Here is a 22,161-nt window from a genome sequence, read left to right on the forward strand (position 1 = left end):
CCGCCACCAGGGGCGCCCGGAAGCCTCAGTCCGTGGAGAAGCGGAAGGCGCCCCCGGCTGGCGGAGCCGGTTCGGCCGCCGCCGCCGTGCCCTGCTGCTGCTGCGCCTGCCGGGCGCGCGCCTCAAGCTCCTGCAGCAGCCGCGTGATGCTGCCGATCAGGTTGGGAAGCTGAGTCAGCGGCAGGACGAGCTGGCCCGCCGGGGCGAGCTGGCCGTCCGTTCCGGTCTGGCCCAGGGTGAAGCGCGCCACGCCGTGGCGCACCTGGGCATCGATGATCCCGTCGCTGAAGATGCAGGGATGTGCGGCCGGGGCCGGCTTGTTGCTACTGCTCACGGAAGGCCCTGTGGAAGCTGTCGATCAGAGGCTGCATCATGTAGCGGAAGAAGCTCCTTTCGCCGATCTTGATCTGCGCCTCCACCGGCATGCCGGCTTTCAGCGAGACATTCTCCAGCTTGGCGAGCTGGTCCTGCTCGATCACGATCTGCGCGCGGTAGTATTCGGTGCCACGCTGCGGCTCCTGGTTCACGTCGCCGCCCACGAAGGTGACGTGGCCGTGCAGATAGGGCACCAGACGCTGCTTGAAGGCCGGCAGCCGGACCTCGGCCTCCAGCCCGTTATGGACCACGTCGATGTCGGTGGGCGAGACCTTCACCTCCGCCACCAGCCGGTCGCGCTCGGGCACGATCTCCAGCACCGTGTCGCCGGGCTTCACCACGGCGCCGGCGTTGAAGAAATGGCTGTTGATCACGACGCCATCGACCGGCGCCAGGATCTCGCGGCGTGTGGACACGTCCTGCGCGGCGCGGATGCGCTCCTCCAGCTCCCGAAGCTTGGTATCGACCTCCCGCGCATCGGTGGAGGCTTCCTGCACGCGCTGGTCGCGGGTGTTGCGGAGCTGGTTCCGGGTTTCGGCGATCTGGGCCTCGGCCCGCTCGACCTGCCCCTGCAGGTCGGAGATATTGCCCTCGGCCGAGGCGATCTGGCGCTGCAGGCCCAGCAGCCGCGGCATCCGCTCCAGCCCCTGCGCCACCAGCGCCCGCACATCCGTTTCCTCGCGCCGCAGCAGGTCGAGCTGGCGCTGCTGGCTGGTGATCTGGGCCCGGCTGGACAGGATGGAGGCGCTGTACTGGCCCAGCCGGGACTCCAGCACCTGGATCTGGCTGGCCAGGCTGGCGAGGCGGCTGGCGAAGAGGATGCTCTGCCCCGTCATCGCCTCCCGCGCGCGAGGATCGTCGGACGAGAGCAGTTCCGCCGGATAGGCGACGGTCGTGGCGCCCGCCACCTCGGCCGCGTCCCGGGCCGCCTGCGCCATCAGCGCCCAGCGCGTGCCGCGCGAGCTTTCCAGCGTGGCATCGGACTGGGTGTCGTCCAGCCGCATCAGGACCTGCCCGGCCTTCACCTCGTCACCGTCGCGGACCAGGATCTCGCGCACGATTCCGCCTTCCAGGTGCTGCACGGCGCGGCGGTTGCCTTCGGCCTTGATGACGCCGGGGGCGATGGCGGCCTCGCTCAAGGGGGCGGTGAAGGACCACGTGCCGAAGCCGCCGACGAACAGCGCGATGCTGGCGATGCCGAGCAGCATCGGCCCGCGCGTGCGGGGGCGCGGCAGGTCCAGCACCAGTTCCGGCAGGCCGGGATGGCCCGCGGAGGCCGGGGTCAGGGGGCCGCCGCCGGGCGGCAGGGCGATATTCGCGCTCATGCGGCAACTCCAGGCTGGCCGGGCAGGGAAGCGGGGTTGCGCGGTGCGGCCACGGCCGGGCGCGGCCCCATGACGCGGTTCAGCACTTCCTGCCGCGGGCCGAAGGCATCGATCTGCCCGTCGCGCAGCAGCATCACCTTGTCCACGCCCTGGACCAGGACCGGGCGGTGGCTCACCAGCACCACGGTGGTGCCACGCTCCCGCAGTTCGCGCAGGGCATGGAGCAGGCGCGCCTCGGCATCGCCGTCCAGGCTGCTGTCGGGCTCGTCCAGCACCAGCAGCTTCGGCTGGCCGAAGAGCGCGCGGGCCAGGCCCACCAGCTGGCGCTGGCCGCCGGAAAGCTGCTGCCCGGCCTCGCCGACCTCGGTGTCGTAGCCCTGGGGCAGGCGCAGGATCATCTCATGGCAGCCGGCCAGCTTCGCCGCGGCGAAGACGTCCTCCGGCTCCGCCTCGCCCATGCGGGCGATGTTGCGGAAGACGCTGCCCTCGAAGAGCTCCACATCCTGCGGCAGGTAGCCCAGGTGGCGGCCGAGATCCTCGCGCAGCCAGGTGGAGACATCCGCCCCGTCCAGCCGCGCGGCCCCGGCGCTGGGCGCCAGCGTGCCGATCAGCAGGCGGACCAGCGTGGTCTTGCCGGCGGCGGAGGGGCCGATGATGGCCACGCTCTCCCCGGCCTCGATCGCGAAGTTCAGCCCCTTGATCACCGCGGCCGTCTGGCCCGGCGGCGCATAGGCGAGGCGCTCCGCCACCAGCCGGCCCTTGGGCTCCGGCAGCGGCATGCCCGCGGGGCGCAGGCGCGGCAGCGCCAGGAAGGTCTTCAGCCGCTGCAACGCCTGGCGCACCTGCACCAGGCCCTTCCAGCCGGCGATCACCTGCTCCACCGGCGCCAGGGCGCGGCCCATGATGATCGAGCCCGCGATGGAGGCGCCGGAGGTCAGCTCCTGCCGCAGCACCAGCCAGGCGCCCAGGCCCAGGATGGCGATCTGCAGGGCAAGCCGGGTGAACTTCGTTACCGACATCAGCAGCGCCGCCCGGTTCGCCGCGCGCTCCTGCTGCGGCGTGCCGTCGGCCACGGCCTCCCGCCAGCGGCGCAGCACGGCCGGGGCCATGCCCATGCTGTCGATCACCTCGGCATTGCGGATCAGCATCTCCGCCCGGCGGTTGGCGAGCAGGCTGGCCGTGCCCGCCTGCTTCAGCAGCGGCGAGGTCACCGCCTCGCCCAGCAGGGTCAGTACGAAGAGCAGGACGGCACCGCCCAGCGCCACGGCCCCGAGCAGCGGGTGCAGCAGGAAGATCACGGCGAGGTAGATGGGCACCCAGGGCACGTCATAGAGGGCGAGCGCCGCTGGGCTGCCGAGCCAGTTGCGCGCCAGGGAAAGGTCCCGCAGCGCCTCGGTGCGGTAGGTCCGGCCGCGAAGCTGCGCCTCCAGGGCGCGCAGGAAGCCTTCGGGCGCCACCCGGGCCTCGATCCAGCCGGCGGCCCGCTGCATCACCTGCCCGCGCACACCCTCCAGCACCGCCAGCAGCAGGATCGCGCTGCCCGCGACCACGGTCAGCCAGAGCAGCGTGTCGGTGCTGCGCGTCGCCAGGACGCGGTCGAAGACCTGCATCATGTAGAGCGAGATCGTGAGCTGCAGCACGTTCACCACGCCGCTGAACAGCGCCACGCCGATGAACTGCTGCCGGCAGGCGGCCAGTGCCCGCGATAACACCGTGTCCTTTTCCCGGATCTCCTTGGGAGGCGTCATGCGGAATTCCTTTCCGGGGAAGAAGCGGGATCACGGCGGTACGCGGGGTAGTCCAATACCAACGAACAGGTTCCCGAAGGTTAAAGAGTACAACCGCCAGTATAATTAACCCTCGCGGAAGTTTGTATTAATTTTGCGATGGAATCAATATCGTGACGGAATCGAAAGATATGCCATCCGCTTGGCCTCCCGCCGTCCCTGGGTGACGGTGTCGAGGATCAGGCCGCAGGCGATCGACAGCCAGGCGAGGATGGTCAGCCCGACCGATGCCAGGAAGCTCGGCATGCGGGGCACCAGCCCGGTTTCCAGATAGGTCTCCAGCACCGGGATCATCAGCAGCGCCGCCAGCAACAGCAGCAGGGCGGCCAGGCCGCCAAAGAAGGGCAGGGGGCGCTCACGCCGCACCAGGGCGGCGATGGTGCCCAGGATGCGGACGCCGTCGCGGATCGTGTGCAGCTTGGAGGCGGAACCGGCCGGCCGCTCGCGATACGGGGTCGGCAGTTCCCCGACCGGGAGGTGGAGCTCCAGGGCATGGACGGTGAACTCGGTTTCCGTCTCGAAGCCATGCGCCAGGGCAGGAAAGGATTTCACGAAGCGCCGCGAGAAGGTGCGGTAGCCCGAGAGCATGTCGGTGATCCGGTTGCCGAAGACCAGCCGGACCATGCCGGTCAGCATCAGGTTGCCGAAGCGGTGTCCGGGGCGATAGGCGCCGACGCTCTCGTCCACCCGGATGGCGGTGACCATGTCCAGCCGCTCCTCCAGCAGCCGGCGCACCATCTCCGGGGCCGCCGAGGCGTCGTAGGTGCCGTCGCCGTCCACCAGCACATAGGCGTCCGCCTCGATGTCGGCGAACATCCGCCGCACCACGCTGCCCTTGCCGGGCTGGCTCTCCGAACGAACCACCGCCCCGGCGGCGGCGGCGACCTCCCGCGTCCGGTCGGTGCTGTTGTTGTCATAGACATAGACGGTGGCGCCGGGCAGGGCGGCGCGGAAGCCGCGCACCACCTCGCCCACGGCGGCTTCCTCGTCCCGGCAGGGGACGAGCACGGCGATGCGGGGTTCCGTCATCGGTCGGTGAAGACGAAGCGGCGGGACAGGGCGAAGTTCCCGCCCATGCCGGCCAGCGCGCCGGCGGCCACGCCGAGCACGGGGTGCGCCGCGACCAGCGGCATGTTGGAGAGGAGCAGGGCGTAGGTTCCGTAGTTCAGGGCAAAGCCGACGAGGTTCACCAGGAGGAAGCGCGCCCATTGCCGGTGCGCCGGCCCGGCGCCGCGGCCGCGGAAGGTCCAGGCCCGGTTCAGCGCCCAGGTGGTGGTGGCCGCCGCGAGATAGGACAGCACCCGTCCGCCATAGGGGCCGGCGCCAAGGGCGATGGCGGCCATGAGCACCGCGGAATCGACCACGAATCCGATGCCGCCGACCACGCCGAAGCGCCACATCTGCCTCAGCACGGCCCGGGGCCCCGGGCCGTTTCGGTCGTTCGTGGCAAGGCTGGCCTCCATGCCGCAGGGCAATAGGCGAGCGGCGCGCGAAAGCCAAGCGCCCGGCACCCGGCCGGCCGGCGGCGGGGAATACGATCCGTTACGGGGGCGGGGGCTTGCGCCGCGTCCGGGGGCGGGCTTCCTTTCCTGACAAACCCGACATCTGGAGAGGTTGTCCGATGTTCCGCCGTGATCTGCTGGCCGGCGTCGCCCTGGCCGGAATGGCCTCCGCCCTGCCGAAGAACGGCCATGCCCAGGCGGGCAGGCCGGCGCCCGCGGCCCCGGCCGCCGCGCCGGGAGCGGCCGCACCGGCCGCCGCGCCGCGCGTGCTGAAGTTCATCCCGCAGGCCGACCTCGCCGTGGTCGATCCGATCGTCACCACCGCCTATGTCACCCGCCACCACGGCTTCCTCGTCTGGGACACGCTCTATGGCTATGACGAGGACTACAAGCCGCAGCCGCAGATGGCCGAGGGCCACAAGGTCGAGGAGGACGGCCGCCGCGTCACCATCACCCTGCGCGACGGGCTGAAGTTCCATGACGGCCAGCCGGTGAAGGCGGTGGACTGCGTCACCTCCATCCGCCGCTGGGCGGCGCGCGACGCGCTGGGCCAGGCCCTGATGGCGGTGACGGAGGAGCTCTCGGCACCGGACGAGAAGACCATCCTCTTCCGGCTGAAGAAGCCCTTCCCGCTGCTCTTCGACGCGCTGGGCAAGCCTTCCACCCCGATCTGCTTCATCATGCCGGAGCGCATCGCCAAGACCGACCCCGCCACGCCGGTGAAGGAGGTCATCGGCTCCGGCCCCTTCCAGTGGGTGCCGGAGGAGCGGGTGCCGGGCTCGAAGATCGTCTACAAGCGCTTCGAGGGCTATGTGCCGCGCAAGGACGGCACGCCGAACTGGACCGTCGGGCCGAAACTGGCGCATTTCGACCGGATCGAATGGACGGTGATGCCGGACGCGGCCACCGCCTCCAACGCCCTGACCAATGGCGAAATGGACTGGTGGGAGCAGCCCACCGCCGACCTGCAGCCGGTGCTGCGCAAGGACCGCAACATCGTGGTCGAGATCCCCGACCCGACCGGGCTGGTGGCGATCTGCCGCTTCAACCACCTGCACCCGCCCTTCAACAACCCGGCCATCCGCCGCGCCCTGCTCGGCGCGGTGAACCAGGCGGACTACATGTCGGCGGTGATCGGCGACGACCGCAGCCTGTGGCGCGACAATGTCGGCTTCTTCCCGCCGGACACGCCGATGGCCAGCGATGTCGGGATGGAGGCGCTGACCAGCCCGCGCGACTACGACAAGGTGAAGGCCGATCTCAAGGCCGCCGGCTACAAGGGCGAGAAGATCACCCTGATCGCCGCCTCCGACTTCCCCTCGCTGAACGCGCTCGCCCAGGTCGGCGCCGACATGTTCAAGAAGGCGGGCATGGAGGTGGAGTTCATCTCCACCGACTGGGGATCGGTGGTGCAGCGCCGCGCCAGCCGCGAGGCACCGTCCAAGGGCGGCTGGAGCATCTTCTTCACCTTCTGGGCCGGGCTGGACATGTTCAACCCCGCTGTCAGCCAGTCCCTGCGCGGCAATGGCGAGAAGGCCTGGTTCGGCTGGCCGACCGCACCGAAGCTGGAGGAGCTGCGCGCCGCCTGGCTGGAGGCGCCGGACCTGGAGGCGCAGAAGAAGCTCGCGGCCGAGGTCCAGAAGCAGGCCTTCGAGGACGTGCCCTACCTGCCGCTGGGCCAGTACTTCCAGGCCACGGCTTACCGCCGCACGCTGAGTGGCGTGCTGAAGGGCATGCCGCTGTTCTGGAACGTGCAGCGCACGGCCTGACCTCGGCCACCCGGCCTTCCCGCGGGAAGGCCGGGCCAGGGGCCGGGCATGATGGGTGCCACCCCGCATTCGCACCTGTTTTCTGCATCATCAACGGGTTGCGCGGCTGACTTCAGCTATCGGCTGAAGCATCAGATCGAATTTTCGTCACGTTTCCGCAATACGGATGACATTTTCCCGTGATCCGGCGCCTGTTTTCCTCTCGCGGAGACCGGGGCGTCCCGTGTTAGGCTCGCCGCAAGGAAAATAACGCTTCTCCGGCCAAGCGACCGGTCCAGGCGGGGGGAGGTCCGGGAGTGGCATGCATTGTGCTGGCTCATGGCGAGGTTCCAACAGGCATGGCGTCCGCCGTTCCTGCACGGAGCCTTTTCCACATGGCCGCTCTCCCGGGCGCCGCTTAGGAGATTCGCTTTCGATGCATCGACGTTCGTTCCTGAGGACTGGCGCCGGATTAGGCATCGTTGCCGCGACGGCGGGCCTTTCCGCCCCCGCGCTGGCGCAGGGTGCGGCCGCGAAGACCCTGCGCTTCGTTCCCCAGGCAAACCTTGCCAATTTCGATCCGATCTGGGGCACCCAGTATGTGGTGCGCAACGCCGCCACCCTGGTCTGGGACACGCTCTATGGCGTGGACAGCAAGCTGCAGCCGCAGCGGCAGATGGCGGAAAGCGAGGAGGTCTCCTCCGACGGGCTGGTCTGGACCTTCCGCCTGCGCGACGGGCTGACGTTCCACGACGGCACGCCGGTGCTGGCGAAGGATGTGGTGGCCAGCCTGAACCGCTGGGCGGTGCGCGACCCGATGGGGCAGATGATCCGGGCGCAGCAGAACGAGCTGGTGGCGGTGGACGACCGCACCATCCGCTGGTCGCTGAAGAAGCCCTATCCCAAGATGCTGCTCGCCCTGGGCAAGGTGAACGCACCCTGCTCCTTCATCATGCCGGAGCGGATCGCGAAGACCGACCCCTTCGAGCAGATCAAGGAATACGTCGGCTCCGGCCCCTACCGCTTCATGCGGGAGGAATGGGTGCCGGGCGCCAGGGCGGTCTTCGCGAAGTTCGCCGACTACAGGCCGCGGCAGGAGCCGGGCTCCTGGCTGGCGGGCGGCAAGCAGGCCCTGGTCGACCGGATCGAGTGGATCGTCATGCCCGACGCGGCGACGGCCTCCAGCGCCTTGCAGAACGGCGAGATCGACTGGTGGGAAAGCCCGATCAGCGACCTGATCCCGATGCTGAAGGCCAACCGCAACGTCATGGTCGATATCGCCGATCCGCTCGGCAACATCGGCAACTTCCGGTTCAACCACACCCAGCCGCCCTTTGACGACGTGAAGGTGCGCCATGCGGTGATGATGGCGATGAACCAGGAGGACTACATGAAGGCGATCGTCGGCGACGACGACAGCCTGTGGAAGCCGATGGCCGGCTACTTCACCCCCGGCACGCCGCTCTACACCGAGGCGGGCGGCGAGATCCTGAAGATGCGCAACATCGAGGCGGCGCGGAAGCTGCTCGCCTCCTCCTCCTATGACGGCCGCCCCGTCACCTGCATCGTGGCGCAGGACCAGCCGATCACCAAGGCGCAGGGCGACGTCACCGCCGACCTGCTGCAACGCATCGGCTTCAAGCTCGACTTCGTGGCGACGGACTGGGGCACGGTGGGTGCCCGCCGCGCGGTGAAGGGGCCGCCGGGCCAGGGCGGCTGGAACATGTTCCACACCTGGCATGCCGGCGGAGACTGCATCAACCCGGCCGCCTATACGCCGATCCGCGCCAATGGCGACGCTGCCTGGTTCGGCTGGCCGAAGTCGGATGCGGTCGAGGCGGCGCGCGACGCGTGGTTCGCCGCGCCGGATTTCGCGGCCGAGAAGGCGGCCATCGACAAGCTCAACATCGCGGCGGTGGAGGCGGGCCTCTACGCCCCCACCGGGTTCTTCCTGTCCTACCAGGCATGGCGGCGGAACGTTTCCGGCGTGGTGCAGGCGCCGTTCCCTGTCTTCTGGGGCGTTTCCAAGGCATAAGGGTCCATGTTCTCGTATATCCTCCGTCGAATCGTGGCGACGATCCCCGTGATGGTGATCGTCGCGCTCTTCGTCTTCTCGCTGCTCTACTTCGCGCCGGGCGATCCGGCCGCGGTGATCGCCGGCGACCAGGCGACGCCTGCCGATGTGGAGCGCATCCGTGCCACGCTCGGCCTGGACCGCCCTTTCCTGGTGCGCTTCGGCGAATGGGCCTGGCACATCATCCAGGGTGACCTCGGCACCTCGATCTTCACCAACCTGCCGGTCAGCACGATGATCGCGCAGCGCATCGAGCCGACGCTGTCGCTGATGGTGCTGACGCTGCTGATCGCCATCACCATCGCCGTGCCGATGGGCGTGGTCGCGGCCTGGAAGGCAGGGTCCTGGATCGACCGCTTCGTGATGGGCTTCGCGGTGCTGGGCTTCTCGGTGCCGACCTTCGTGGTGGGCTACCTGCTCGCCTACTTCTTCGCGCTGCGCCTGGATTGGGTGCCGGTGCAGGGCTACACGCCGCTGTCCCAGGGCATCGGCCCCTGGTTCGCCAACCTGATCCTGCCGTCCCTGGCGCTGGGCAGCGCCTATATCGCGCTGATCGCCCGCATCACCCGCGCCACGATGATGGAGGTGCTGCAGCAGGACTACGTCCGCACCGCCCGCGCCAAGGGCGTCGGCCAGACGGGCATCCTGTTCCTGCACGCGCTGAAGAACGCCGCCGTGCCCATCGTGACGGTGATCGGCCTGGGCATCGCCCTGCTGATCGGCGGCGCGGTGATCACCGAGAGCGTCTTCGCCATACCCGGCCTCGGCCGCCTGACGGTGGATGCGATCCTGCGCCGCGACTACCCGATCATCCAGGGCGTCGTGCTGCTCTTCTCCTTCACCTACGTGCTGGTCAATCTCTGCATCGACCTGCTCTACACCCTGTTCGATCCGAGGATCCGCTATTGAGCACCTCCGTCCTCGAGCCGCGGAGCACCGCGGCCGCGCCGCCGATGCCGGACGTCATGCCGGTCGCCAAGGTCCGCAAGGGCGCGATCGGCTTCATCCGGCGCTACCCGACCATCGCCCTGGGCGGCTTCCTGCTCGCCCTGCTGGTCTTCGTCGCCGTCTTCGCCCCCTATCTCTGGACGGTGGACCCGACCGCCCTGGCTCCGGCGCGCCGCACGCGCGAGCCCTCGGCCATGTACTGGTTCGGCACCGACATGCTGGGGCGCGACGTCTATTCGCGCGTGCTCTACGGCACCCGCGTCTCGCTGATCGTGGGCTTCGCGACGGCCTTCTTCGCCTCGGTGATCGGCCTGGCCATCGGCCTCTTCGCCGGCTTCGTGCGCTGGGCGGACAGCATCATCATGCGGGTGATGGACGGGCTGATGTCCATCCCCTCGATCCTGCTGGCCATCGCGCTGATGGCGCTCAGCCGCGGCTCGGTCGGCAACGTGGTGCTGGCCATCACCATCGCCGAGATCCCGCGCGTCTCGCGCCTCGTGCGCGGCGTGGTGCTTTCGCTGCGCGAGCAGCCCTATGTGGACGCGGCCGTCGCTTCGGGCACCCGCACGCCGGTGATCATCTGGCGCCACATCCTGCCCAACACCATCGCGCCCATGACCGTGCAGGCGACCTATATCTGCGCCGCCGCCATGCTGATCGAGGCGAGCCTGTCCTTTATCGGCGCCGGCACGCCGCCGATCATCCCGTCCTGGGGCAACATCATGGCCGAGGGCCGCGCCCTCTGGCAGGTGAAGCCCTATATCGTCTTCTTCCCGGCCCTGTTCCTGTCCATCTCCGTGCTGGCGGTGAACCTGCTGGGCGACGGCCTGCGCGACGCGCTCGACCCGCGCGCGGCCAAGAGGATCTGACCTGACATGGCCCTGCTCGAAGTCGAGAACCTCCAGACCCATTTCCGCACCCCCGACGGCGGCGTGAACCGCGCCGTCGACGGGCTGAGCTTCCACGTCAATGCCGGCGAGACGGTGGCGATCGTGGGCGAGTCCGGCTGCGGCAAGTCGGTCACCTCCATGTCCATCCTGCGGCTCATCCCCGAGCCGCCGGGCCGGATCGCCGGCTCCGTCCGCTTCGAGGGCAAGGACCTGCTGAAGCTCCAGGACCACGAGATGCGCGCCATCCGTGGCAACGAGATCAGCATGATCTTCCAGGAGCCGATGACCTCGTTGAACCCGGTGCTGACCATCGGCAAGCAGATCGGCGAAAGCCTGCGCCTGCACCAGGGCATGAACCGCAGGCAGGCGGAGGCGCGCGCCATCGAGATGCTGAAGCTGGTCGGCATCCCGGCGCCGGAGCGGCGGGTGAAGGAGTACCCGCACCAGCTCTCCGGCGGCATGCGCCAGCGCGTCATGATCGCCATGGCGCTGGCCTGCAATCCGAAGCTGCTGATCGCCGACGAGCCGACCACCGCGCTCGACGTGACCATCCAGGCGCAGATCCTCGACCTGATGCGCGACCTGAAGCACCGGGTCGGCGCGGCCATCGTGCTGATCACCCATGACCTGGGCGTGGTGGCCGAGGTCGCGGAGCGGGTGATCGTCATGTATGCCGGCCGCAAGGTGGAGGAGGCGGAGGTGGGCGAGCTGTTCCGCGCGCCCAAGCATCCCTACACCCAGGGCCTGCTCGGCGCCGTGCCGAAGCTCGGCTCCTCCCTGACGGGCGAGACGGAGCGGCTGGCCGAGATCCCCGGCCTGGTGCCCAGCCTGAAGCAGAAGATCCAGGGCTGCGTCTTCGCCGGCCGCTGCTCCTACGCCACGGATTTCTGCCGCAAGGTGGCCCCGGCGCTGGAGCTGAAGGCGCCCGGCCATCTCGCGGCCTGCCACTATGCGGAGAAGGAGGCGCTCGCGGCATGAGCGGCACGCCGGTCCTGGAGGTCATCGACCTCAAGAAGCACTATCCCATCCGCGGCGGCCTGCTTGGCGGGGTGAAGGGCTATGTCTATGCCGTGGACGGTGTCTCCTTCTCGGTGAACCGGGGCGAGACACTTTCCGTCGTAGGCGAATCCGGCTGCGGCAAGTCCACCGTCGGCAAGGCCATCCTGCGTCTCTTCGACATCACCGAGGGGCAGGTGGTCCTGGATGGACAGCGCATCGACGACATGCCGCTCGGCACGCTGCGGAAGATGCGGCGGCGGATGCAGGTGGTCTTCCAGGACCCCTTCTCCTCGCTGAACCCGCGCATGCGGGTGCGCGACATCCTGGCCGAGCCGATCCGCAACTTCGGCATGGCCAAGAGCGGCGACGACCTGGAGAAGCGGCTCTACAGGCTGATGGACACGGTCCGCCTGCCGCGCGACGCCATCAACCGCTGGCCGCACGAATTCTCCGGCGGGCAACGGCAGCGAATCGGCATCGCCCGCGCCCTGGCGGCGGAACCCGACCTCATCATCTGCGACGAGGCGGTCTCGGCCCTGGACGTGTCGGTGAAGGCGCAGATCGTGAACCTGCTGCAGGACCTGCAGAAGGAGCTCGGCCTGGCGCTGCTCTTCATCAGCCACGACCTCGCCATCGTCGAGCACATGACGCACCGCGTGGCGGTCATGTACCTGGGCAAGATGGTGGAGGTGGCGCCGCGCCGGCAGCTCTTCGCCGCGCCGAAGCACCCCTATACGGAGGCGCTGCTTTCCGCCGTGCCGGTGCCGGAACCGGGTGCCGGGCGCAAGCGCATCGTGCTGAAGGGCGACGTGCCGAGCCCGATCAACCCGCCCTCCGGCTGCCGCTTCCACACGCGCTGCCCCTATGTCTTCGACCGCTGCCGCACCGACGAGCCGCGGCTGAAGCCGACGGAGAGCGGGCATTTCGCGGCCTGCCACCTGCACGACCTGCCGGAGGAGCAGAACCCGCTGGCCCGCAACGTGCCGGCCTATGTCTGAAGCCTGACGCCGGGCCGGGGCCCCGCGGCTCCGGCGCGCGATGCGGCGGGGGGAGGGCCCGTGGCTCTTCCGCCCGTTTTCCGTTCCCGCCCCGCCATTCCCAGGCGGCGCGGGCCGGTGCGGCGCTCATCTGAGAATCGCTCTCAATCAATGCCCTGCTTGACGTGGGCCGCCAGGGGCCGGACTCTTGCCGGAAAGCCGGGATCTTCGCCGGCCATCGCCGATGGCGACTATCGATCCGACGCAGCAGGGATGGGGAGGGGTGCGATGCTTCAGGTGTCACTGAACGTGAACGGCACGGCGCATACGGTGGAGGTCGAGGGCCGCACCCTGCTGGTGGAGCTGCTGCGCGAGAAGCTGCGCCTGACCGGCACCCATGTCGGCTGCGACACCAGCCAGTGCGGCGCCTGCGTGGTGCATGTGGATGGCGAGAGCGTGAAGTCCTGCACCGTGCTGGCCGTGCAGGCGCAGGGCAGCGAGGTCACCACCATCGAGGGGCTGGCCGGGCCGGACGGCACGCTGCATCCGATGCAGGAGGCCTTCCGCGAGCATCACGCGCTCCAGTGCGGCTTCTGCACGCCGGGCATGGTGATGTCGGCCATCGACCTGGTGAAGCGCCATCCCGAGGGGCTGTCCGAGGCGGAGATCCGGCACGGGCTGGAGGGCAATCTCTGCCGCTGCACGGGCTATCATAACATCGTGGCGGCGATCGACGCGGCGCAGCAGGTGATGCACGGCCGCAAGCCGGCCCTTGCCCCGGCGGCCGAGTAAGGGGAGGGCACCATGTACGATTTCGCCTATCACAAGCCTTCCTCCCTCGCCGAAGCGGTGAAGCTCCTGGCCGATCCGGAGGCCAAGGCGCTCTCGGGCGGCCAGACCCTGCTGCCGGCGCTGAAGCACCGGCTGAACCGGCCTTCCTCGCTGGTGGACCTCACCGGCATCGCCGAGATGAAGGGCATCCGCCGGGAGGGCGACACGCTGGTCGTCGGCGCCCTGTCGCGCCATGCGGACATCCAGGACAGCGACGTGGTGCGGCAGGCGATTCCCGCCCTGGCGCGCATGGCGGGCCATCTGGGCGACACGCAGGTCCGCAACCGCGGCACCATCGGCGGCAGCCTGGCGAACAACGACCCGGCCGCCGACTATCCGGCCGCCGCCCTGGCGCTGGGCGCCCGCTTCGTGACCGACCGGCGGGAGATCGGGGCCGACGAGTTCTTCCAGGGCATGTTCACCACGGCGCTGGAGCCGGACGAGCTGGTCGTCGCCCTGCGCTTCCCGGTGCCGGAAAAGGCCGGCTACGCGAAGATGCGCAACCCGGCCTCGCGCTATGTGCTGACCGGAGTCTTCGTGGCGAAAGGACCGGCGGGGGTGCGCGTGGTGGTGAACGGCGCTGGCCCTGGCGTCTTCCGGCAGGCGGAGATGGAGGCGGCCCTGGCCGCGGGCTGGAGTCCGGAAGCGGTGGCGGGGATTCGCCAGCCGCCGGACGACCTGCTCAGCGACATCCACGGCGGAGCGGAGTACCGGGCGCATCTCGTCACGGTGATGGCCAGGCGGGCCGTGCTGGACGCCGGCTGAAGCCCTGCGCGGCCGCTTGCGGAAAGCCCCGGGAGACGGACCGCCGCACGAGACGCCGGGGAGCCGTCCGGCACCCTGGCTGGCGGCGGAGCATCCGCAGCGTAAAATTGCATGTCTTTACCCCGCGTTTTGTCGTTTCGGCTAGATTTCCGCATGAGTGCGTGCGACCATCATCGCACCGGTCCTGCATTCCGTCGGGCCGTGGAAGTTGCGTAGGCGAAAGAGACAGTGTTTCCCGACAACGACCCCCAGGGTGGCACCGGCGCCGTCGAGGCCGAGGTGAAGTGGTATAACGGGCGTAAAGGCTTCGGCTTTGTGCTTGGCCCCGATGGCCAGGACGTTTTCTTCCACGCATCGGCCCTGACCGAAGCTGGCATCGAGCCCCCCGAGACGGGCGACAAGCTGGTTTGCGAGATCGGCACGGACCGCCAGGGACGCCGCCTGGTGACCCGCATCACCGAGCTGAAGAAGGGCCCCGGCGGCCATGCCGGCGGCGGCTTCGGCGACCGTCCGCCCCGCCGTGACTTCGGCGACCGTCCGCCCCGCCGTGACTTCGGCGACCGTGGCGGCTTCGGCGGCGGCGGCTTCGGCGACCGTGGCGGCCCGCCGCGTGGCAATTTCGGCGACCGTCCGCCGCCGCGCCGTGACTTCGGCCGCGACGAGGGTGGCCCGACCTACGCCGTCGGCGGCACCGTCAAGTGGTTCGACCAGGTGCGCGGCTTCGGCTTCGTGACGCCGGACGATGGTGGCCAGGACGTGTTCCTGCACTCCTCCGTGCTGCAGCGCGCCGGCGTCCAGGATGTCCAGCAGGGCCAGAAGGTCGCGCTGGAGGTCCGTGACGGGCAGCGTGGCCGTCAGGCGGTCGTGCTCAAGGACAACTGATTTCGTCCTTCTGGATCGAAAGACCCCCGGCGCCCGTGGTGCCGGGGGTTTTTTGCGTGCGGTTCCTTGCTCGGCCCGCCGCCTTCTTGTGGCGCGCGGCGGAAACCGGGATAATCCTCATCTGACATGTCAGTTGGAGAGGCAGCGCCATGACAGAATCCGCCCCGGACATGCCGAATGCCTCGCTGACCCGGCAGGCCATGGACCGGCTGCGCGGAGAGATCATCGACTGCCGCCTGCGCCCCGGCGAGACCCTGGCGGAAGGCAGCACGGCGCAGCGCCTCGGCCTCGGCAAGGCGCCGATCCGGGCCGCGCTGGCCCGACTGGCGGAGGAAGGGCTGGTCGAGGCCGTGCCACGTCGTGGCTGGGTGGTGTCGCTGGTGACCATCCGCGACATCCACGAGGTCTTCGACCTGCGCCTTCTGCTGGAGCCCGAGGCGGCGCGGCGCGCGGCCGGGCGCGTGGCTTCGGGCGACACGGCCTTGGCCGAGGCAAGGCAACGCTCCATGGCGGCGGCGAGTCTCGTCGAGAGGCTGGAGGCGCGGCACGATTTCCACCGACGTGTCGCGGGTCTCTCCGGAAACGAGCGCCTGTCCCATCAGATCGGCCGCCTGCTGGACGAATCGCGCCGCATGATGCTGCTCCGACCGGGGCAGGCCGGTTCCGACACGCCGGTCGCCGAGAACCTCCTTCTGGCCGTGCTGGAAGGGCGCGCGGCCGATGCTGCCCGCGCCATGCACGAGGCGGTCTGGATCTTCCGCACCGGCGTGCTTTCCGCCCTGACCGCGCCGGAAGCTGGCACCGTCCTGTAGCGGGCGGCCCTCGGAGACGGTGCTGGCGCGCAGGTTGATGCGATGGAATTTCGGTGCCAGACATGGGCTGAAATGCAACTTTCGGTGGCATCTTTCCTGACAAGGGAGTTTGCTGGGGGCGCTCCTCACATCTCTCGGGGGCGCTTCATCGGGCAGCGCGAGGTCTTCACAACCTGCGATGGCCGGCCGCCTTCCCGATGTGGGGGGAAACGCCGATGAATCGCTGCGCCTGGCAGGACCGGAACGGGACCTCCCGTTCCGCGGCATTCCTGCTGGCAGGGAGCCTGGCGTTGGCGCTGGCCATCGCGGCCGGCACCTTCCTCCTCCTGCGGGATCTGCGCGAGCGCACCCTCGTCGCCGGGACGCAGGATCTGGAGCGCCTGGCCCTGGCGCTGTCGGATCAGGCGGACCGGGCCTTCCAGTCGATCGAACTGATCAACCTGAGCATCACCGATGGCCTGCGGGAGCGCGGCGTGGAGAATGTGGATGACCTCGCGCGTGCCAGTGTCGCGCCGGAGCTGAGGCGGCGCCTCAAGGACTGGGTCGCCGGCCTCCCGCAGATCGAGACCATCGGTGTCTATGACCGCTCGGGCCGTGCCGTCCTGGGCGTGGGGGGAGCGGACCAGCCGCGGCCGCCCCTGTCGCGGGACTGGATCGCCAGCATGCTGTCCTTGGAGGAGGAGGACCGCATCATCGGCGATCCGCCCGGGACCCCGGAGGGGATGCGCCGGCGGATCTGGATCGGCCGCCGCATCCTCGGTGCCCAGGGGGATCTCCTGGGCTTCGTGCTGGTGGCCATGCCGTTCAGCTATTTCGAGAGCTTCTACGCCAAGCTGGCCACATTGCCTGGCATGGCCATCACCCTGATCCATCTGGACGGCCTGGTGCTCTCGCGCTTCCCGCCGCTGGATGCAAGGGCGGACAGCATCGTGAGGGCACGGATAGGGCAGGCGCCGGAACCCGGTGAGACCAGGACGCTGCGCGAGCAGACCGGCATGGACGGAATGTCGCGCGTCATTGTCCTGCGCTCCCTGGAACTCAACCCCCTGGTCATCGCCGTCAGCCGCACGCGCGACGCCCTGCTCGAAGGATGGCGGCGGCAGCGATGGCTTCTCCTCGGCTCGGCGCTGCTGCTGGAGGCCGGCGTACTCGGCATGACGCTGCTGGGGCGGCGGCAACTGCTCAACCAGAGCCGCATCGCCCGGGCCCAGGCGGCGGAGAGCCGCGCGGAGCTGGAGCTGTTGCGGGAGCGCGAGCAGGCGGAGCACGAGCGCGTCCTCCAGGCGATGCGCTTCGGCGTCGCCCTGGACAATCTCGTGCAGGGCATCTGCATGCTGGATGCATCCCGCATCCTGCAGGTGGCCAACCAGCGCCTCCTGGCGATCCTGGGCCTGCAGGACGGCACTGCCCCCATCGGGCATCCGGTGTCCAGCCTCCTTGCCGCCGTCCTGGCCGGTGGCGCCCTGACCCGGCAGGATCTCCGGAATCTCCGCTCGCATCTCCGGAAGGACCCGCAGCCGGGCGGGCCGGCGGAGGGCAGGGCGGTTCGCCGCGGCCGCTGGGCCTTCTCCTGGGAGCTGGAGGATGGCCGCTTCCTGTCGGTCAACCTGCGCCAGATGCCTGATGGCGGCTGGATCGCCACGCTGGAGGACGTGACCGCCCGGCGTTCCGCCGAGGCGCGGATCGCCCATATGGCGCGCCACGACGCGCTCACCGACCTGCCGAACCGCAGCCTTTTCGGCGAGCGCCTGAGCGCCGCCGTGGCACGGGCCGGGCGCGGCGAGGGCTGCGCGCTGCTGTATCTGGACCTCGACCATTTCAAGGAGATCAACGACACGCTGGGCCATCCCACCGGGGACGCGGTGCTGCGGGAGGCCACGGCGAGGCTGCGGCGCTGCGTGCGCAGCATCGACACGGTGGCACGGCTCGGCGGCGACGAGTTCGCCGTGCTGCAGACGGGGCTGGAGCGTGCGGAGGATGCCGCCACCCTGGCGGAGCGCCTGATCGCGGAGCTGAGCCTGCCCTGCCGCCTGGGCGGGGAAACCCTGCGCGTGGGGGTCAGCCTGGGCATCGCGGTGCTCCTGCCCGGCGAGGAGGAGGGCGAGGACGCGCTGATGCGCAAGGCCGACCTCGCCCTCTACCAGGCGAAGGCGGAGGGGCGCGGGCGCTTCCGTTTCTTCGAGCCGGAGATGGAGAGGGCCATGCAGTCCCGGCGGCAGCTCGAAGCCGATCTGCACCATGCCCTGGCGCGGCAGGAGTTCGAGCTGTTCTACCAGCCGATCCTGCGCCTCTGCACAGGCGAGGCGGTCGGCTTCGAGGCGCTGATCCGCTGGCGCCATCCGCATCGCGGGCTGGTCTCTCCGGCGGAGTTCATGCCCTTCGTCGAACAGAGCGAGCTGATGGTGCCGATCGGCGCCTGGGTGCTGGAGGAAGCCTGCCGCCAGGCCGCGACCTGGCCCGCGCACCTGAAGATCGCGGTGAACCTGTCGGCCACCCAGTTCGCCGCCGGGGAGGTGCTGGTGCAGCAGATCCTCGGCGCCCTGGAACGGTCGGGCCTGCGGCCGGACCGGCTGGAGCTGGAAGTGACCGAGACAGTGCTGCTGGAGGATACGCAGGACACGCTGTCCGCCCTGCACCAGATCCGCCGGCATGGCGTGCGGATCGCGCTGGACGATTTCGGCACGGGCTATTCCTCGCTGAGCTACCTGCGGAAATTCCCCTTCGACAAGGTGAAGATCGACCAGTCCTTCGTCCGCGACATGGGTGGGCGCGAGGACTGTGCGGCCATCGTGCGCGCGGTGACCAGCCTCGGCGCCAGCCTGGGCATGATCACCCTGGCGGAAGGGGTGGAAACCCCGGAGCAGCACGAGATGCTGCTGCGCCAGGGCTGCGAGGAAGGTCAGGGCTATCTGTTCAGCCCGCCCCGCCCGGCCGGCGAGATCAAGGCCTTCCTGGAAAAGACCCCCTGGGCAAGCGCCGGTCCCCAGGTCTGACCCCCGCTCACACGGCGGGGCAGAGGCCCGCGAAGCCGCCCTTCTGGATCAGGCGCGAGACGGCGGCGATGTCGGGCGCCATCTGGCGGTCCCGCTCCCAGGGCTCGGCCACGCCGCGCACCAGGGCATGCGCCCGCTCCAGCGCCGGCGAGGATTGCAGCGGCCGGTGGAACTCCACCGCCTGGGCGCCGCAGAGCAGCTCGATGGCCAGGATGTCGGTCAGGTTCCGCGCCATCTGCGCCAGGCGCAGCCCGGCTCCGGTGGCCATGCTGACATGGTCCTCCTGGTTGGCGCTGGTGGGCAGGCTGTCCACGCTGCGCGGCGTGGCCAGGGCGCGGTTCTCCGCCACCAGCGCCGCCGCCGTCACCTGGGCGATCATGAAGCCGGAATTCAGCCCGCCCTCCCTCACCAGGAAGGCCGGCAGGCCGGAAAGCACCGGATCGACCAGCAGGGCGATGCGCCGCTCCGCCAGGGCGCCAATCTCGGCCAGCACCAGGGCGAGGTGGTCGGCGGCGAAGGCCACCGGCTCGGCATGGAAGTTGCCGCCGGACAGGACGTCGCCATCCTCCGTCACCAGCGGGTTGTCGGTGACGGCATTGGCATCCCGCGCCAGCACCTTCGCCACGTGCTCCAGCGTGTCGAGGCAGGCGCCCATCACCTGGGGCTGGCAGCGCAGGGAATAGGGGTCCTGCACCCGCGGGTCGTTGTCGCGGTGGCTGTCGCGGATGGTGCTGCCGGCCATCAGCGCGCGCAGGATCGCGGCGCTGCGGATCTGCCCCTCCTGGCCGCGCAGCGCATGGATGCGCGGGTCGAAGGGCGTGTCGGAGCCGCGCGCCCCCTCGGTGCTGAGCGCGCCGGAGACCAGCGCCGTCCGCCAGAGATCCTCGGCCGCGAAATGGCCGGCGAGCGCCAGGGCGGTGGAGACCTGCGTGCCGTTGAGCAGCGCCAGCCCCTCCTTGGGGCCCAGGGCCAGCGGCTTCAGCCCCAGCCGCTTCAGCGCCACGGCGCCGGGCACGGTGGCGCCGAGCTCCATGGCCTGTCCCTCGCCGATCAGCACCAGGGACAGGTGGGCGAGAGGGGCGAGGTCGCCCGAGGCGCCGACCGAGCCGCGCGCCGGGATCACCGGCAGGACGTTGCCGTTCAGCAGGGCCAGCAGCGCCTCCACCGTGGAGGGCTGCGCCGCCGATGCGCCGCGCGCCAGGGAGAGCGCCTTCAGCGCCAGCACCAGCCGCACCACCGCGTCCGGCAGCGGCTCGCCCACCCCCGCCGCGTGGCTGCGGATCAGGTTGAGCTGGAGCTGCACGAGATCGGGATCGCTGATCCGCGTGCTGGCGAGCTTCCCGAAGCCGGTGTTCACGCCATACATCGTGTCCCCCGCCGCCAGCCGCGCGGCGAGCGCGTCGCAGGAGGCGCGCATCGGTCCCTCCCACCCGGGGGGGAGTTCCAGCGCCTCGCCCGCCATGACGGCGCGCAGCGCGTCGAGCGGTGCCTGTCCCGGCGTGATCATGGCTGGCCTCCGGCGAGCATCGGGAGGTCGAGCCCCTGTTCCCGGGCGCAGTCGATGGCGATCTCGTAGCCCGCATCGGCATGGCGCATCACGCCGGTGGCGGGGTCGTTCCACAGCACCCGCCGCAGCCGCCGTTCCGCCTCCGGCGTGCCGTCCGCCACGATCACCATCCCCGCATGTTGCGAATAGCCCATGCCGACTCCCCCTCCATGATGCAGGGAGACCCATGTGGCGCCGGAGGCGGTGTTGAGAAGGGCGTTCAGCAGCGGCCAGTCGGACACCGTGCCGGACCCGTCGCGCATCGCCTCGGTCTCCCGGTTCGGCGAGGCGACGGAGCCGGAATCGAGATGGTCGCGGCCGATCACCACGGGGGCCTTCAGCTCGCCCTTCGCCACCATATCGTTGAAGGCGAGGCCGAGCCGGTGCCGCTGCCCCAGCCCGACCCAGCAGATGCGCGCGGGCAGGCCCTGGAAGGCGATCCGCTCCCGCGCCATGTCGAGCCAGTTGTGCAGGTGCGCGTCGTCGGGGATCAGCTCCTTCACCTTGGCATCGGTGCGGTAGATGTCCTCCGGATCGCCGGACAGCGCCGCCCAGCGGAAAGGGCCGATTCCGCGGCAGAAGAGCGGGCGGATATAGGCGGGCACGAAGCCCGGGAAACCGAAGGCGCCTTCCAGCCCCTCGTCCTGCGCCATCTGGCGGATGTTGTTGCCGTAATCCATCACGACGGCGCCCAGGCGCTGGAAGTCCAGCATCGCCTGCACATGCGCGACCATGGATCGCTTTGCCGCGGCGGCCACGGATTGCAGGTCGCGCTCCCGCCCGCGCTCCCACTGGTCCAGCGTCCAGCCGGCGGGGAGGTAGCCGTTGGCCGGGTCGTGCGCCGAGGTCTGGTCGGTGACGATGTCCGGCACCACGCCGCGCCGCACCAGTTCCGGGAAGACCTCCGCCGCGTTGCCGAGCAGTCCGACGCTGATGGCGCGCTTCTCGTCGCGGGCCTTGCGGATCATCGCCAGCGCGGTGTCGAGATCGTCGGCCTTCTCGTCGAGGTAGCGGGTCTGCAATCGCTTCTCGATGCGGGAAGGCTGGCATTCCACCGCCAGCACGCAGGCCCCGGCGAAGACCCCGGCCAGGGGCTGCGCCCCGCCCATGCCGCCGAGCCCGGCGGTCAGGATCCAGCGTCCCGCGAGGCTGCCGCCGAAATGCTGCCGCCCGGCCTCGGCAAAGGTCTCGTAGGTGCCCTGCACGATGCCCTGGGAGCCGATATAGATCCAGGAACCGGCCGTCATCTGGCCGTACATCATCAGCCCCTTACGATCGAGCTCGGAGAAATGCTCCCAGTTCGCCCAGTGCGGCACGATGTTGGAATTGGCGATCAGCACGCGCGGCGCATCGGCATGGGTCTCGAAGACCCCGACCGGCTTGCCCGACTGCACCAGCAGGGTCTGTGTCCCGGTCAGCCGGCGCAGCGTCGCCACGATGGCCTCGTAACACTGCCAGTCCCGCGCGGCGCGGCCGATGCCGCCATAGACGACCAGTTCCTCCGGCCGCTCCGCCACCTCGTCGTCGAGGTTGTTCATCAGCATCCGCAGCGCGGCCTCGGTGGTCCAGTGGCGCGCGCTGATCTCCGGCCCGCGCGGGGCGCGGATGGCCGGGGCGTTGCGGAAGCGGTGGCTCTCGGCGGCGGAATCCGGCATGGGCGGGGGCTGTCTCTTGATCACATCTACGCACAGCTCCACCGTAAGGCGA

General features: G+C 69.9%; 18 protein-coding genes. 11 read left to right on the forward strand and 7 right to left on the reverse strand.

Annotated elements, in window-relative coordinates; translation table 11 throughout:
- Nucleotides 1-25: 25 nt before the first annotated feature.
- From ROTAS13_RS01395 to ROTAS13_RS01415, 5 genes are all read right to left on the reverse strand, one after another.
- Nucleotides 26-334, reverse strand: coding sequence for a hypothetical protein (locus ROTAS13_RS01395; RefSeq protein ID WP_019460643.1), 309 nt, complete (start codon nt 332-334; stop codon nt 26-28).
- Complete coding sequence (locus ROTAS13_RS01400; RefSeq protein ID WP_019460644.1) at nt 324-1,700, reverse strand: HlyD family type I secretion periplasmic adaptor subunit; 1,377 nt, start codon at nt 1,698-1,700, stop codon at nt 324-326. The genes ROTAS13_RS01395 and ROTAS13_RS01400 overlap by 11 nt, the downstream gene beginning before the upstream one ends.
- Complete coding sequence (locus tag ROTAS13_RS01405) at nt 1,697-3,448, reverse strand: type I secretion system permease/ATPase (RefSeq protein WP_019460645.1); 1,752 nt, start codon at nt 3,446-3,448, stop codon at nt 1,697-1,699. Before ROTAS13_RS01405 ends, ROTAS13_RS01400 begins: the two co-directional genes overlap by 4 nt.
- A 144-nt stretch (nt 3,449-3,592) precedes the next feature.
- Complete coding sequence (locus ROTAS13_RS01410; protein WP_027297176.1) at nt 3,593-4,516, reverse strand: glycosyltransferase; 924 nt, start codon at nt 4,514-4,516, stop codon at nt 3,593-3,595.
- Nucleotides 4,513-4,899: a GtrA family protein gene (locus ROTAS13_RS01415; protein ID WP_226946086.1), complete on the reverse strand. Its 387-nt coding sequence runs from the start codon at nt 4,897-4,899 to the stop codon at nt 4,513-4,515. The genes ROTAS13_RS01410 and ROTAS13_RS01415 overlap by 4 nt, the downstream gene beginning before the upstream one ends.
- 209 nt (nt 4,900-5,108) lie before the next feature.
- Here ROTAS13_RS01415 and ROTAS13_RS01420 point away from each other — a divergent pair, with 209 nt between their 5' ends.
- The 11 genes from ROTAS13_RS01420 to ROTAS13_RS01470 all read left to right on the forward strand — a co-directional run bounded on the left by ROTAS13_RS01420 (nt 5,109) and on the right by ROTAS13_RS01470 (nt 18,908).
- Complete coding sequence (locus ROTAS13_RS01420; protein WP_075821349.1) at nt 5,109-6,758, forward strand: ABC transporter substrate-binding protein; 1,650 nt, start codon at nt 5,109-5,111, stop codon at nt 6,756-6,758.
- A gap of 415 nt (nt 6,759-7,173) precedes the next feature.
- On the forward strand, nt 7,174-8,772 hold the full coding sequence (locus ROTAS13_RS01425; RefSeq protein WP_075821350.1) for an ABC transporter substrate-binding protein: 1,599 nt from the start codon (nt 7,174-7,176) through the stop codon (nt 8,770-8,772).
- Nucleotides 8,773-8,778: 6 nt separating this feature from the next.
- Entirely contained in the window at nt 8,779-9,720 is a 942-nt protein-coding gene (locus ROTAS13_RS01430) for an ABC transporter permease (protein WP_019460650.1), read from the forward strand.
- Entirely contained in the window at nt 9,717-10,628 is a 912-nt protein-coding gene (locus ROTAS13_RS01435) for an ABC transporter permease (protein WP_019460651.1), read from the forward strand. The genes ROTAS13_RS01430 and ROTAS13_RS01435 overlap by 4 nt, the downstream gene beginning before the upstream one ends.
- Nucleotides 10,629-10,634: 6 nt before the next feature.
- Nucleotides 10,635-11,627 carry an ABC transporter ATP-binding protein gene (locus ROTAS13_RS01440; protein ID WP_019460652.1) on the forward strand — a complete coding sequence of 331 codons (993 nt, stop codon included), beginning with the start codon at nt 10,635-10,637 and terminating at the stop codon, nt 11,625-11,627.
- Complete coding sequence (locus tag ROTAS13_RS01445; RefSeq protein ID WP_019460653.1) at nt 11,624-12,646, forward strand: ABC transporter ATP-binding protein; 1,023 nt, start codon at nt 11,624-11,626, stop codon at nt 12,644-12,646. Before ROTAS13_RS01440 ends, ROTAS13_RS01445 begins: the two co-directional genes overlap by 4 nt.
- A 267-nt stretch (nt 12,647-12,913) precedes the next feature.
- Complete coding sequence (locus ROTAS13_RS01450) at nt 12,914-13,417, forward strand: (2Fe-2S)-binding protein (protein ID WP_075821351.1); 504 nt, start codon at nt 12,914-12,916, stop codon at nt 13,415-13,417.
- 12 nt (nt 13,418-13,429) lie between these two features.
- Nucleotides 13,430-14,221: a xanthine dehydrogenase family protein subunit M gene (locus ROTAS13_RS01455; protein WP_019460655.1), complete on the forward strand. Its 792-nt coding sequence runs from the start codon at nt 13,430-13,432 to the stop codon at nt 14,219-14,221.
- 228 nt (nt 14,222-14,449) lie between these two features.
- Nucleotides 14,450-15,103 carry a cold-shock protein gene (locus tag ROTAS13_RS01460; RefSeq protein WP_075821352.1) on the forward strand — a complete coding sequence of 218 codons (654 nt, stop codon included), beginning with the start codon at nt 14,450-14,452 and terminating at the stop codon, nt 15,101-15,103.
- A gap of 149 nt (nt 15,104-15,252) precedes the next feature.
- Nucleotides 15,253-15,915 carry a GntR family transcriptional regulator gene (locus ROTAS13_RS01465; RefSeq protein WP_075821353.1) on the forward strand — a complete coding sequence of 221 codons (663 nt, stop codon included), beginning with the start codon at nt 15,253-15,255 and terminating at the stop codon, nt 15,913-15,915.
- 215 nt (nt 15,916-16,130) lie between these two features.
- Nucleotides 16,131-18,908, forward strand: a complete 2,778-nt coding sequence (locus ROTAS13_RS01470; protein WP_075821354.1) for an EAL domain-containing protein — start codon at nt 16,131-16,133, stop codon at nt 18,906-18,908.
- Between the two features lie 7 nt (nt 18,909-18,915).
- On the opposite strand, the gene hutH is transcribed toward ROTAS13_RS01470, so the two are convergent.
- Nucleotides 18,916-20,415 carry a histidine ammonia-lyase gene (hutH, locus tag ROTAS13_RS01475; RefSeq protein ID WP_075821355.1) on the reverse strand — a complete coding sequence of 500 codons (1,500 nt, stop codon included), beginning with the start codon at nt 20,413-20,415 and terminating at the stop codon, nt 18,916-18,918.
- Nucleotides 20,412-22,109, reverse strand: a complete 1,698-nt coding sequence (gene hutU / locus ROTAS13_RS01480) for a urocanate hydratase (protein ID WP_075821356.1) — start codon at nt 22,107-22,109, stop codon at nt 20,412-20,414. Before hutU ends, hutH begins: the two co-directional genes overlap by 4 nt.
- Between the last annotated feature and the right edge of the window lie 52 nt (nt 22,110-22,161).

Source organism: Roseomonas sp. TAS13 (genome assembly GCF_001950415.1).
Classification (GTDB): domain Bacteria; phylum Pseudomonadota; class Alphaproteobacteria; order Acetobacterales; family Acetobacteraceae; genus Roseomonas; species Roseomonas mucosa.